The organism is Xanthomonas sp. SHU 199 (assembly GCF_000364665.1).
GTDB lineage: Bacteria > Pseudomonadota > Gammaproteobacteria > Xanthomonadales > Xanthomonadaceae > Xanthomonas_A > Xanthomonas_A sontii.
The window spans coordinates 1-13,346 of record NZ_AQOI01000191.1 but is presented as its reverse complement, the minus strand read 5'-3'; the positions used below and the strand labels follow the sequence as shown (position 1 = coordinate 13,346).

The 13,346-nt window shown below is 63.2% G+C and carries 10 protein-coding genes, 1 other RNA gene and 3 pseudogenes; 8 read left to right on the top strand and 6 right to left on the bottom strand.

From position 1 onward, the window contains the following. Positions 1–643 precede the first annotated feature (643 nt). Positions 644–817: a hypothetical protein gene (locus D183_RS27755; protein WP_088033133.1), complete on the bottom strand. Its 174-nt coding sequence runs from the start codon at positions 815–817 to the stop codon at positions 644–646. 1,283 nt (positions 818–2,100) lie between these two features. Here D183_RS27755 and D183_RS27960 point away from each other — a divergent pair. The 4 genes and pseudogenes from D183_RS27960 to D183_RS24270 form a co-directional block, all read left to right on the top strand. After that, positions 2,101–2,275 (top strand): annotated as a pseudogene (locus tag D183_RS27960) (IS3-like element ISEc25 family transposase); the annotation flags it as partial. A 35-nt stretch (positions 2,276–2,310) separates the two neighbouring features. Next, complete coding sequence (locus D183_RS0108050; RefSeq protein ID WP_017908552.1) at positions 2,311–3,360, top strand: hypothetical protein; 1,050 nt, start codon at positions 2,311–2,313, stop codon at positions 3,358–3,360. A gap of 6 nt (positions 3,361–3,366) precedes the next feature. Further along, positions 3,367–5,967, top strand: coding sequence for a DEAD/DEAH box helicase (locus tag D183_RS0108045; RefSeq protein ID WP_081613302.1), 2,601 nt, complete (start codon positions 3,367–3,369; stop codon positions 5,965–5,967). Between the two features lie 88 nt (positions 5,968–6,055). Next, positions 6,056–6,241, top strand: a pseudogene (locus tag D183_RS24270) (hypothetical protein); the annotation flags it as partial. A gap of 250 nt (positions 6,242–6,491) precedes the next feature. On the opposite strand, the gene D183_RS27405 reads toward D183_RS24270, so the two are convergent. The 3 genes from D183_RS27405 to D183_RS27400 all read right to left on the bottom strand — a co-directional run bounded on the left by D183_RS27405 (position 6,492) and on the right by D183_RS27400 (position 8,110). Next, the gene (locus D183_RS27405) at positions 6,492–7,220 is read right to left on the bottom strand and encodes a hypothetical protein (protein WP_157835192.1); all 729 of its coding nucleotides are present in this window, start codon (positions 7,218–7,220) and stop codon (positions 6,492–6,494) included. A 128-nt stretch (positions 7,221–7,348) separates the two neighbouring features. Further along, positions 7,349–7,700, bottom strand: a transfer-messenger RNA (tmRNA) gene (gene ssrA, locus D183_RS26395). A 107-nt stretch (positions 7,701–7,807) separates the two neighbouring features. Continuing rightward, on the bottom strand, positions 7,808–8,110 hold the full coding sequence (locus tag D183_RS27400; protein ID WP_157835191.1) for a hypothetical protein: 303 nt from the start codon (positions 8,108–8,110) through the stop codon (positions 7,808–7,810). Here D183_RS27400 and D183_RS0108030 point away from each other — a divergent pair. After that, positions 8,074–10,529, top strand: a pseudogene (locus D183_RS0108030) (S8 family serine peptidase). The gene D183_RS27400 and the pseudogene D183_RS0108030 sit on opposite strands and share 37 nt — an antisense overlap. A 606-nt stretch (positions 10,530–11,135) precedes the next feature. On the opposite strand, the gene smpB reads toward D183_RS0108030, so the two are convergent. Next, positions 11,136–11,639, bottom strand: a complete 504-nt coding sequence (smpB, locus tag D183_RS0108025) for an SsrA-binding protein SmpB (RefSeq protein ID WP_017908548.1) — start codon at positions 11,637–11,639, stop codon at positions 11,136–11,138. A gap of 59 nt (positions 11,640–11,698) precedes the next feature. On the opposite strand from smpB, the gene D183_RS0108020 reads away from it, so the two are divergent. Then, positions 11,699–12,130, top strand: coding sequence for a type II toxin-antitoxin system RatA family toxin (locus tag D183_RS0108020; protein ID WP_026144297.1), 432 nt, complete (start codon positions 11,699–11,701; stop codon positions 12,128–12,130). Between the two features lie 5 nt (positions 12,131–12,135). Then, a complete protein-coding gene (locus D183_RS0108015) occupies positions 12,136–12,390 on the top strand; it encodes an RnfH family protein (protein ID WP_017908546.1) in 255 nt (84 codons plus the stop codon). Positions 12,391–12,417: 27 nt separating this feature from the next. Here the strand turns inward: D183_RS0108015 and D183_RS0108010 are convergent, their stop codons facing one another. Then, positions 12,418–12,816, bottom strand: coding sequence for an outer membrane protein assembly factor BamE (locus D183_RS0108010; RefSeq protein WP_017908545.1), 399 nt, complete (start codon positions 12,814–12,816; stop codon positions 12,418–12,420). 103 nt (positions 12,817–12,919) lie between these two features. On the opposite strand from D183_RS0108010, the gene fur reads away from it, so the two are divergent. Further along, positions 12,920–13,342, top strand: coding sequence for a ferric iron uptake transcriptional regulator (gene fur, locus D183_RS0108005; protein ID WP_026143876.1), 423 nt, complete (start codon positions 12,920–12,922; stop codon positions 13,340–13,342). The last annotated feature ends 4 nt before the right edge of the window (positions 13,343–13,346 follow it).

Below are 13,346 nucleotides of genomic sequence, written 5' to 3'. Positions count from 1 at the left end.
TGCCAGCGCGGTCCATGGCGCGCCGATCGCCATCTGATAGACCGCGAACAGCAGCAGCACCCCGGTCGTGGACGGACCGAGTGTCTTGATGATGCCGAGCCGGAAGTGCCGACGCAGGGTCAATCCGGCGCTCACGGGGCTGGGCTCCGGAGCGGCGCACGGTCATTGCAGGCGGGCTGGCGAGGGCGGGCAACGAGCATGGCGACATCAGGTTGGCGAAGAGGCGTTGAGGTGGCAGAGGCAAGTTCCATGCCTGAGATTGTTTTGTGGTCGATATCCCGAAGCTGACCGCGACGCAGCGGGATTGCCGACACGCACGGCATCACGACGACGTCGCAGTGGCGGAGGGATCGGCGTCGCGCCGATCAACCTGCGTCACGCGGCAAACGTTGTCTGGCGGCATGTAGGGCGGAGCTGATGCAAGGACGCTCGCGCCTGATCCTCTCCCTGCGGGAGGTGGTGGTGCGCAGCGCCGGATGAGGGGGCGGGCGACGCGGGGGCGCTAGCAGGGCGAAACGTGCTGTCGTCGCGTCGGAGCGGCGCCGTGTGCAGATGGACGCAGCGCGGACCTGACGGGCTATCTCTGCAGCGCGACCGTCACCGGCATGATGGGATCCGCAAGACGTGCCGGCCGGGAGGCGGGTTACGCTTCGCTGCCGTCGATGGCATTCAGGCCCTTCTGGCTGAGCGCGAGATCGCCGTCCTCGCCTTGCGCCGCGTAGTCCTCGCGCACCGCCCAGGTCGCCTCGGCTTCGCTGACCGGGGTGGTGGCATGGATGTCCTGCAGGATGCGCAGTTGTTCCTGGGTCAATGGCATGGCGGATGTCCGAAGCGTGGAGGGCTCCTCACCGTACAGGCTGGTGGTGACGGGCATGTCTGTTCGTTACCGCAATGCGCAATCGCCCTCATCGCCGTAACGCGATCGTGGTGATCGCTGGATGGATAAGGGGTTCTCGTCGCACGCCGTCGACGCCGCCGACATCATTTCGCAACGCCTCAAGGACGCCGGCGTAACGGTCGCCCACGCATGATGCGCCTACCAGCTGTGCGGCCGGGGCGATGCTTGGGGCTGCTTCAAGGATGCAGGCATCCGCGGCTGGACCACTTTTCCTCGCGCATCCGCAGGGTCAGACCTCACGGTGCGTTTTTGTAGTTTATAGGCGGGACATGCTGGCGATGGCTGTGTCTATGCGGTAACAGCGCGCCAGCGGCCTGGTGGCGGTCCACACCTGGAACCCGGCGTTAGCGATCAGGCGCTTGTCGCGTGCCGACGCGCATCGCCGGCCCCGGCCCCAGGCAAAAAAAGGGCCGGAAACCTCGATTCGATCGGTATTTCGGCGTTGTTTGCACGCCCGCGGACGTTTGTGATGGATTCTACCGATTCATGGCTCGGAAGCCTTGCCGCGTAAGAGTTATGCTGATTTAGATTTTTACCGCTACCGCCATAGTTATCGCTACGCGAGGCTGCTTATGGCATTGAACTGCTGAGATCGCGGCATGGGGATCATCATCGCCGCCTTCATTGAGATCATCGTCCCCATAGCCGTAGCCGCCGCGGGGCTCGCGCAGGATTTCGTGCTGGCTCACCGGTGCTGATCAATCATGACCATGCCAGCACCGTAGTGTCTGAATGCACAACCACCCGCCAAGAGGCCGCCATGCAATGGCGACGTCTCCGTGCATGCGCGCGCGGCGCTAAGCGATGCCCTCTGCGCGCGCAATCGTCGCCCCGCAACGCCTGCTCACTTTATGGGCCGGCTTTCCTGCAACCCGGCATAGCCCGCTGAAGGCGCCACGCTTGACGGGCGCGCCCGGAATGGGGGGCGTGTAGTCATGAGAATCAATGAAAATCAATAATTTGGGTCGACTCGCTACAGGCGCATCCCGCGTAACGGGCCCGTAACAGTTCTAACGCTCGACAAAGCTGCGGAAGAGTTACATGCTGCGGGGAATTGGACGCAGTAGAAGCCGTAAGCGGGCCGCGGGGCTGGTCACCACCGGCGGGAATTGGCTATCTTCGGACCTTCGCATCGCCCCATAATCTTTAGCCCGAAAGCAGACTGAGCCGCCCGGACTTTCCCGGAGGTGCCATCACTGAGGATGGAGCAAGGAGAAGTTCGAAGCCCCCCGGGGGTACAGTATCGGGCCGTGAGAGTTGTGTTGGAGCAGCAGAAGGACCACGACTCGCAGTGGGTCGCGATCGATTCGATCAGGGGCAAAGTTGGCTGTTTGCCCAAGGATGCTTCGGCGCTGGGTTAGGCAGGCTGCGCGTGACTACCAAATCGCTTGGGCGCACTTCGAGGGCAATCAATGACCGAGCCGACCGCCAGCACGGGTGACAGCATTGAGATCAGACTTCCGAAGACCTTGGGCGTGCTTGAAGCACTGGCCCTAAGCGAGCAGCTTGGAGGGCTGCCGCCTGCCGAGACCTACGCCTTCAACTTCGGCGACTGGACGTTTGGTGATCCCTTCGGTTTGCTGGTCGCTTCCGACGCCATTGACCGGTTCCGCAACAATCGTCCTCGCGCGCGCTTTCGCGCCACCGGCTATGAGCATTGCGGCTACGCAGGCCATATGGGTTTCTTTCGCCGTTTCGGCATGCCGTTCGGCAAAGCCCCCGGCGAGGCCGCTGGTAGCGACACCTACCTGCCGATCGACTTCATCGACTGCGAACACCTGCGCCAACAGGCCGCCGATGCCTACGCGGAGATGGGCGAGTTTATCGATGACTGGAGCAAGCGTGTAGCCGCGCTGCTGTTGCAGACAGATGCTGGCGCGCTATTTGACACCGTCCAGTACGCATTGCGGGAGGTGGTCAGAAATGTCATTGAACACTCCGAGAGCGCAAGTTTTGGCTATTGCGGCCAGTATTGGCCAAGCAAGAACCGTGTCCAGATCGCCCTGGTCGATCGTGGCATCGGTCTCAAGAAAACGCTCGCGGCCAACCCTCGCCTGGAGGTCGAGTCCGACCGCGACGCGATCCAGATGGCCTTGATGCCCGGCGTGTCTGGTAAAGGGGTTCTGCCTGAGTCGAGGGCAGCACATGACCCTTGGGCAAATTCCGGATTCGGCCTATACATGACCAGCCGGCTCTGTGGCGAGGGTGGAAGCTTTGTGTTGCTGAGCGGGGCCGCCGCCGTTGAATTGACACGCTCGGTGAAGCATCTGCACAACGGCGCGCTTCCGGGAACTGCCCTGCAACTGGAATTGGATCTCGGCAATGCCGAAAGCCTGTCGTCCCGCCTCGCGAGATTTCGCGATGAAGGCACCGCCGCCGCCCGCAGCTTTTTCAAGTGCGACCAGATCTCCGCTTCTCTCGCATCCACCATGCTCAGTCGGAACTTTGCACGCACGGAGTGAGTTTGCATGATCCATACGCTGAAACAAATCCTTGCATCCAACGACTATCGAATTCGAGAGAGTTTCACTCTCCCCTCTCGTCCCGCTGCCCATTTGCCTATTCCCGAATTCCTGAACTCCAGCGGTGTGATGCACACCCTTGCCCAATCGCTGGGAGGCGCAAATGCCCAACTGTGGCGGCATCAGGCAATGGCGCTGGAGGCATTCGGAAAAGGTCAGAACGTGGTGATCGCCACCGGCACTGCTTCCGGCAAGAGCACCGTGTTCAGAGCCGCTGCATTCCATTTAGTACGCCTGTCGAACAGCGCCAAAGTGGTGGTGTTCTACCCCCTCAAGGCGCTTGCAGCCGACCAGATGCGCGGTTGGCAGTCCATGGCGACCGCATTGGGTATGGGGCACGAGACCGTAGGACGCATCGACGGCTCGGTGGATATCAAGGTGAGAGATGAGATTCTCGAGCGGTCCCGCATCGTGGTGATGACTCCCGATGTCTGCCACGCATGGCTGATGTCGCGGCTCTCGGTACCGGCGGTGCGCAGCTTCGTGCGTGAGCTGGAGCTGATCGTGCTCGATGAGGCTCACACGATGGAGGGGGTATTTGGTAGCAACTTCGCGTTCCTGCTGCGCCGCCTTCTGGCCGCTCGTGCTTTCGCGGCTGGTGCCACGTCGGAGAAGAACCCTCCTCGATTCATTGCTGCTACAGCGACCATCGCCAATCCCGTCGAGCAGCTCAAGGCGCTGACTGGATTCGACTGCGAACTTGTGGGCCAGGAGCTCGATGGATCGAATCAGAGTGAGCGCGTCTGTGTCCATGTGGAGGCACCACAGGGTGAGGAGATGAATGTCGCTCGAGCGCTGCAGGTCGAGCTTCTTAAGCACTCGCTGCAGGGCGCCTTCATCACTTTTGTCGATTCACGTAAGGGCGTAGAAGTCCTGGCACGCGCCAGCGAGAGATCACTCAAAGAGCTACTTGGAGACGGCAGCGTGATGGCGTATCGGGCCGGCTATGACGTGGTCGACCGAACGGATATCGAGAACAAGCTGCGCGATGGATCATTGCGAGGCGTGGTGTCGACCTCCGCGCTGGAGTTGGGCATCGACCTTCCTCATCTCGCAGTCGGGATAAATGTGGGGGTTCCGAACAGTAGGAAATCATACAGGCAGCGCCTTGGACGCGTGGGTCGCGCGGGCGACGGCGCTTTCGTGGTTGTCGCCAGTGCCACAGCTTTCAGCGGCTTTGGCACTTCGTTTCGCGACTACCACGAACTCTCAGTAGAAGACTCCTACCTCTACCTCGACAATCGCTTCATGCAATACGCTCATGCCCGATGCCTGGTCGATGAGCTGGAAGCGATGGGCGCCCCCGGCACGCTGCCCCAGTCGGTGAGTTGGCCGGCGGGCTTTCTGGAAATATTTGCGATGGCACGGCCCGGCGGGTTGCGTCCGCCTGAGTTCGACCCGATCGCCGCATTGGGTGGGGATACTCCGCAACGCAGTTATCCGTTGCGCAATGTCGGTGAGGTTTCTTTCAGAATCGCGCAAGGCGACGGCTCCGACTCATTCGGAGAGGTCAATCAACTCCAAGCCTTGCGAGAGTGCTACCCCGGCGCAACCTATCTGCACCGGGGGCGCTCCTACGAAGTGCTTACCTGGAATACCACCTCCTTCGGGCCACCCTTCGTCAAGGTGAAGCCAGGCTCACCCGCTCGGAGCACGGCGCCACGTATCACCACATGGATCAATGCTGGCTTGACGGCGGCTGACATCATCGAGGATCACTATATAGCGAGTGAACAGGGCTTTATTGCCGAGTGCGCGATGCAGATCACTGAGAAGGTTGAGGGCTACACCGAAACGCCACCTGGCGAGTACCGGGCATACAAAGACCTGCGTCAGAAAAATCCGAACTTGAAGTCACGGAACCGAAACTTCAGGACCACGGGTGTGCTGATCTCGATCAAGCAGCCTTGGTTCAAGGCGAAAGGGCTGAAGGATGATTTGGCAACCCGGCTTGCAGCCATCTTTGGCCGCGAGCACAGCATAGGGCTGCAAGATATCGGCTTCGCAGCGACCAACATTTCCGTCCGCACCTTGGACGGTGGCGGCACCACCAGCGACTGCATCGCGATCTTCGACCAGACTTACGGAAGCCTACGATTGACGGAGCGACTGTATCTTCAGTTCGGCGTGTTGCTGGATCGCCTGCGCAGCGGCATGGAGGCGGAAGAGCTTCCCGCGGAACAGATTGCGGCTGCCGATGCCTTCAAGGGTTGGTTCGCTGAGCTTGCACCGGCATACGCGGTTCTGGAGCAGCCCAATGGAGGGCTGGACTTCTCGCGCTATATCAAGGTGTTCAAGCCAAGCTCGAAGGTGTGCATGCGCGAGAAGGGTCAGCTCGGCTCGGAAGTCGAGGTTATCGGCATTACCTTGATGGACTCCAAGCTGATGTATCAGGTGAAGTCTGCTCCGCGCTATCCGACACAACCGCCTGTCAAACAATGGGTGCCGGCAGACCACGTCGAACCCTCCGCCGCCGGTGGCGATTGGGAGTATGGACTTTGGGATACCGAGGCTCAGGAGTACGTGGTCGAATCGAACGCCACTTGAACCAACGACTGGCGGCGTGGAGGTGCCCCGGGTGCCATGCTGGTACGGTCAGGGGCGGTGAGTTGTCCCCGCCGTGGGCAAGGTCATCATGATCAAGCGGCAGTTCGGCCACCGGAAGGCGCGCTATCGGGGGCTGGCCAAGAGCGATGCGCAGTTGAACGTGCTGTTTGCGTTGTCTAACCTGTGGATGGCCCGCAGGCAGTTGCTGGCGATGACCGGGAAGGTACGTCCACGGACCGAAAAGGATGGGGTATTTCCGCAGGTTGCGACCTGAAATGGACTGGATGAGGGAAAATATGTGCATCCATTTTTCAGTCAATCAACCGCACCCGATCACGCCGCTTGAATCGGCTGCTTGTTCGGAGCTTCCCTGGGTGCCATCGCTGTTTTCCCGCGCTGCAGCAGGCCTGGCTGATCTTGTGTCTCAAGTTGCTATCTTCATGGCAGGCGAAGTGGAGCGGTTGGCAGCGTGGCGGTTATCGGAGATGGAAGCTGATGCCTCCGGACCTTTATGCCTGGTCAAGTTATAACGCCCCCATTATGGGGGCGGTTTTTTCTTCCAACTTCGAAGAAGCCCACTTGCAGAAGTACGCATTGCCGGCTCCATGCCAAGCTCGAAGCGCCGTTTGCAAATCGTCTGCTTCACTATTTCGCGCAAGCGATAGTGCGGTTGCTACTGCAAGGTGCGTCAGTACGACGGCGTTCGTCAAGACTTCCACGAATTCGTCGCTCGGCGGATAGGCGCCAATGCCGTCTTCGCCAATGTAATAGTTCAGCAGTGCGCGGCCGCCGTGCGTCATGCCGCTCAGCGTAGCCCAAGAGTTATCGACCGTATTCGGAATACGTCCCACTGGCGTCCATCCGAAATGCGCTTCATTGATTCGAGATAGGGAGCGCGGTCCGAGCTTGTTGCCGTCCCGGCGCGGAAGTTCGTCTTCGCCCAAGTAGAACGACAGTTCTTCCGCCGTCGCAGGCCCTGCGAAAAACGCCGCCCGCATGAGCTGGTCGACTTGGGAGCGTAGGAGGATCAATGCTCCGAAGATGCTTCGCCCGACATCATGGGCGACAAGGAAGCATGCCGACCGTGCCTGTTCCAGGGAGCCGTATAGCAGGGCGATCGCGACGTTCGTCCTTTCGTCGTTGGAAAGCTCCATCTTCGCCAGAACGGGGTAGCAGCCTTCGATGGTAGCGACGCTTTCCAGTGCTGCTGGCACCAAATATTGAAGGTCGGGGGTGGGGGCAGGCTGGGTCATGTCGCCACTTTGCTCTGTTCACAGTGGACGGGCAATATGGCTCAACTGGACATCCGTACAGTGGTACGTATAGCCCAATTTGCCATCTGCAAGATAATAAAAAACCCCTGATAAATCAGGGGTTTGAATGGTGGAGGTGGGCGGAATCGAACCGCCGTCCGAAGGCACTCCATCCCCGGCACTACATGCTTAGCTCATCGTTGGATCTCGCCCCGGAACAGCACGATGTGCGAAGCGCATCCCGGGACCAGCCTGCTTGATTTAGCCAATGGCTGACAGGCAGCCACCACCGGCGATTCCGTGATAATGACCCTACGTCGCGAGCACGGACACAAGCGATTTCGGGGCTAGGCCTTAAGCGGCCAGTGCGTAGTTGTCGTCGTTGGCAACTATAAGTTTGCGGCTGGATTTACGAGGAAAGCTGCCCCCTCGGCATGCGCCAAGCGATTTTGCAACCCCCGTCGAAACCAGTGCACCCCCGGGGACAACGTCAAACGCTGACCTGCACAGTGTAGGGATCGGGGAGGGCAGTCACAAGTCTTGAGACAGGCCGCGCTTAAGCTGGCTTCACTGCGACGCCGGCCCTGTCACGCCGCCGTCCCCCAGGCATTCCCCCAGGCATGGAGCAGCGCAATGGCAAGCAGACAGCCGCGTGGCCGCAGCAGCGGGCGTACGCCCAAGGCACCCGTCACGTCCTCGACGTCCATCCCCGGCAAGGCGCCGGCCAAGGCGCCGGCGAGATCTGCCGCCAAGCCGACAGCAACAGCGCGCAAGACGCCAGCGGGTGGTACGCGGGCTGCCAAGGCGGCGAAGACGACGACGCCGACATCGGCAGCTTCATCCGCGAAGGCACCTGCATCGGCAAGGCCGGCAGCACCGTCCAGATCCAACGCCGCGGCTCCCGGCGCCAGCAGGCCTGCCTCGGCGATGCCCGCCGCCGCGCCACCGGCGGGCACCGCGCTGCGGCCCAAGGCAACCGGCGAAGGCTCGCTGGCGCAGGGGCAGGCGCGCACGGTCGTCTACATCCATGGCATCGGCAACAAACCACCGGCTGAGGTGTTGCGCTGCCAATGGGATCGCGCGCTGTTCGGCCGCGCGATGGGCGAGCGCACGCGCATGGCCTATTGGGTCAATCGCGAACGCTATCCGTCGCCGGAGCCTGGCGATTGTCAGGATCAGGACCGCGGCCCGGTATTGAACCAGGCCGAGCAACGCATGCTGAGCGCGCTCGGCGTGGCGCCGCAACTGGCCGATCTGCGCCAGCTGGCCGACACGCTGGCCGGCAGCGATGCCGAGCGCGCACGGCTGCACCAGTTGCTAGACGAGGTGGAGACGGCGGCGCCGCCACCGGCGGCGGGGACTGCCGAGGTGCATGCGCAGGGCGTGATCGACGTGTTCAACCGCGCGCTGCTCAAGCTGATCTCCGCGGCGCTGCTGCAGGACGTGCACGATTTCTTCTTCGTGCCGGCGCGACGTGAGCAGATGCGCGACAGCCTGCTGCAGCGCATCCGCGCCGGCGGCGGCCCATTCGTGATCGTCGCGCACAGCCAGGGTTCGCTGATCGCCTACGACGTGCTGCGCGAACTGCAGCCGCAGGACTGCGAGGTGTCGCTGCTGCTCACGCTCGGCTCGCCGCTGGGGTTGCCGGTGGTGCGCAGCATGTTCAAGGAGTGGACCGGCACGCCGAAGCTGCCGTTCCCGCCGTGCGTGTCGCGCTGGGTCAACGTCGCCGAGCGGCGCGACCCAGTGGCCCTGGACGCCGATCTCAGCGACGACATCGCCGATGCCGGCGGGCGCTTCCACAACATCGCCGGGTCGAAGATCAACCCGGATTGGCAGCACAACCCGCATTCGGCCGCCGGCTACCTGTCCATCCCCGACGTGCGCGCCGAGGTGAGGCGCGCGGTGGGGGTAGGCTTCGATCAGCCGATCGCACACCCGGTGTTGATCAAGGACCTGTCCGACCAGTTGGAAGCGCGTGCGCCGGACTATCGCCACGAGGTGCTGATCGAACTCGAGCGGTTGTCCGACGCCGGCGATCCGGCGCAACGCAAGCATGAGTTGATCGCCGCGTTGCGTGCGCTGACCGAGGCCTCCACCGGCCTGCACGGCGAGGCGCTGGATGCGCAGATCGAACTGGAAGACACGATGCAGCGCTACGTGTCGGCGCGGCTGACACGTTTCGAGATCGAGAGTCTGCGCGAGCGCTATCGCGACCTCAATCTGAAACGCCTGTGGCGCAATGCGGGCAAGCGCGCGCTGATCTACCAGTCGCGCAGCACGATCCAGGTGGACGCGGCACAGGTGGCCTACCGCGCGCTCGGCAGCGGCATCGGCTGGGCGGTGCTGGACAGCGGCATCGCCGCGGCGCATCCGCATTTCCATACCGCCGGGCAACCGGCGACCGTGCTTGCCCAATGGGACTGCACCCAGCGCGGGCGCCCGCGTGCGTTGCGCCCGGGCGAGGCCGGCTTCGACACGCTCGACGGCAACGGCCACGGCACCCACGTGGCCGGCATCATCGCCGGGCAATGCGAGGCGCCGCTGCCGGGCGTGCCGACCACAGCGCCGCTGCAGTTCGCCGGCATGGCGCCGCTGGCGCGGCTGTACGGGCTGAAGGTGCTGGACGACGACGGCAACGGCCGCGACTCCTGGATCATCAAGGGCGTGCAACAGGTGGCCGAGCTCAACGAGCGCGCCGGCGAGCTGGTGGTGCACGGTGTCAACCTCAGCCTGGGTGGCTACTTCGACGCCGAGAGCTACGGCTGCGGCTTCACCCCGCTGTGCAACGAGTTGCGCCGGCTGTGGCGCCAGGGCGTGGTGGTGGTGATCGCGGCCGGCAACGACGGCCTGGCCTGGTTGATGCAGGGCGACGGCGAGGCCTACCCACTTAACCTGGACCTGAGCATCGGCGACCCGGCCAACCTGGAGGAATCGCTGGCGGTGGGTTCGGTGCACAAGAGCAGCCCGCACAGCTACGGCATTTCGTACTTCTCTTCGCGTGGCCCGACCGCCGATGGCCGCTACAAGCCGGATCTGGTCGCGCCGGGCGAAAAGATCCTGTCGGCGCACCACGGGTTTGTGGTCGAGGACTCCGGTACTTGGATGGTGGAGATGAGCGGCACCAGCATGGCCGCGGCGCATGTGTCCGGGCTGATCGCCGCGTTCCTGTCGGTACGCCGCGAGTTCATCGGCGCCCCGGATCGGGTCAAGCAACTGCTGCTGGCGCAGTGCCTGGACCTGCAGCGCGATCGCTACATGCAGGGCAGCGGGCTGCCGAGTTTGATGCGGATGCTTGGCGGGACGTGAGTGGGGCGGGGATGATCAGCCATTCGGCTGCTGAAAAGCCGGGGATTCGAAATTGGGGATTCGCAACGTCGTTTCCCTGGGCAGCGCGGTCTCCCGTGTGGGAGCGGCTTCAGCCGCGACGCGGTCACGGCGGGATTGGGGATGGGTGGCAATCGAGGGGCGAAACAGGCTCGGAGGCCACATCGCCTTTCATGTCGGAATCTGCTTTCGCCGCAACGGATGACTGCCGATGTTTCCGGATGAGGGCATGAAACGGGCTGCGCGTCTTCTGCGGCCGGTGCGACCGAATCACGTCGAGATTCCGACTTCACCGCGTCGCGGCTGAAGCCGCTCCCACAAGGGCATCCATGCACCGCGGTGCGCTCTTGCGGCTGCCGTGCCACGGTGTTGTGGCGTCGCACTTGCGGCTGAGCTTGTGGGAATGGGAGCTGCGGTTGCGACTCCCCAATCCCCAATCCCGGCTTCACCGTGTCGCGGCTGAAGCCGCTCCCATGGGAAAGGCGAGGCGTGCAGGGCAGCTGGGGAGGGCAGGAGATCCGCTGTTGCGAATCCCCAATCCCGAATCCCAGGCTTTTCAGCAGCCGAATGGCTGATCATCCCCGCCACTCAGGCATTCTTGTTGTGCCGGCGCATGATGCGCTGCTTGTCGCGGGCCCAGTCGCGGTCCTTGGCCGCGTTGCGCTTGTCGTGGTCCTGCTTGCCCTTGGCCAGCGCGATCTCGAGCTTGATCTTGTTCTTGCTCCAGTACATCGCGGTGGGTACGAGGGTGTAGCCGTCGCGTTCGACGCGGCCGATCAGCTTGTCGATCTCATTCCGGTGCAGCAGCAGTTTGCGTGTGCGGCGGTCGTCGGCGACCACGTGGGTGGAGGCCTGGATCAACGGGGTGATCTGCGCGCCGAACAGGAACAGCTCGCCCTGGCGCACGAACGCATAGCTCTCGCCGATGTTGGCGCGGCCGGCGCGGATCGACTTCACCTCCCAGCCCTGCAGGGCCAGGCCGGCCTCGTAGCGGTCCTCCAGGTGGTATTCGTGGCGCGCGCGCTTGTTCAGGGCGATGGTCTTGTTGGCCGTCGCGCCGTTTGCTTTATCCTTGACGGGTTTCTTGCTCATCTTGCTATTGTCTCCGATTCGGGGCCTCCCGAACGTTTTGGTCCCACTTCCCGTCCCGAATGCCTATCATCCGCCGCAGCGCTCTGGTCGAACACGCCGCAACGCGCATGTTCGATCTGGTCAACGACGTCGCCGCCTATCCGCGCCGGTTCGCCTGGTGCGATGCGGCCCATATCCTCGAGCAGAACGACCGCGTCCTGGTGGCGCGGCTGGACCTGGGGCTGGGCTCGTTCCGCACCTGGTTCACCACCGAGAACAGCCTGCAGCGCCCGGATCGCATCGATATGCAGCTGCGCGACGGTCCGTTCAAGCGCCTGCAGGGGCAGTGGACCTTCCAGGGCTTCAACGAGCACGCCAGCAAGGTCAGCCTGATGCTCGACTTCGAACCCGCCTCGCGCCTGCTGGGGCCGGCGCTGGCGCTGGGCTTCCAGAGCCTGGCCGACCGCATGGTCAACGACTTCGTGCGCGTGGCCGACCGGGAACAGGCCTAGCCGCCATGCAGGTCGAGGTGGTGCTGGCCTGGTCGGAGCGCTTCGTGTCGCAGCGGCTGGAGCTGCCGGAAGGCGCGACCGTCGCCGATGCGCTGGCCGCCGCTGCCTTGCCCGAAGCGACGCCCGGGATGCCGTGCGCGGTCTACGGCGAAGTCGCCGCACCGACGCGGCTGTTGCAGGACGGCGACCGGGTGGAACTGCTCAGGCCGTTGCTGATCGACCCGAAGGACGCCAGGCGACGCCGCGCCAAGCCGCGCTGAGCGGCGGGGCGCGACGCGGCCGCCGGCTCATTCGCCGCGGCGCTGCTTCTTCTTGTCCTTGGCCAGGTTGCGGCCGAACTGGCGCACGCTGTTCTTGGCCAGCTCTTCGTCCTGGTCCGGGAAATAATCGCCTTCCCAGCGGGTAACCATGTCGTTGTCGAAGAACACGACGAAGTTCTTGATCTCGGTACGGCCAACGCGATCGACACGCTCGGTGGAGGTGTAGTCCCAGCGCTGCGCATGGAACGGATCCGGGATCGAGGGGCTGCCCAGCAGCGCGCTGACCTGCTGCTTGCTCTGTCCGACCTTCAGCTGTTCGACGGCCGACGGCTTGATCAGATTGCCCTGGTAGATGGGCTGCTTGTAAATGATGCCGCAGCCAGCGGTGGACAGGGCAACAGCGGCGACCAGCAGGAGATTGCGCATCGGGGACAGGGCTGAATGAAATCACGTCGATGATACACTCCCGGCGACCGCCGCGACCCATTCCCAGGCAGCTGGCGATAAACCAGCTATGAACGGAGACGCCATGGAATCCCACGATCTGCGCAAAGTCGGCCTGAAGGTCACGCACCCCCGGATGCGCATCCTTGAGCTGCTGGAGCAGAAGTCGGCGCGGCACCACATGACCGCCGAGGAGATCTATCGGCAGTTGCTGGACCACGGCGACGAGATCGGTCTGGCCACCGTGTACCGGGTGCTGACGCAGTTCGAGGCGGCCGGGCTGGTGCTCAAGCACAACTTCGAGGGCGGCCAGGCGGTGTATGAGCTGGACCGCGGCGGCCACCACGACCACATGGTGGACGTGGACACCGGCAAGATCATCGAGTTCGAAAGCGCGGAGATCGAGGAATTGCAGCGCAAGATCGCCGCCGATCACGGCTACGAACTGGAAGAGCATTCCCTGGTGCTGTACGTGCGCAGCAAGCGGCCGAGCGGCAAGAAGGGCTAAGGCT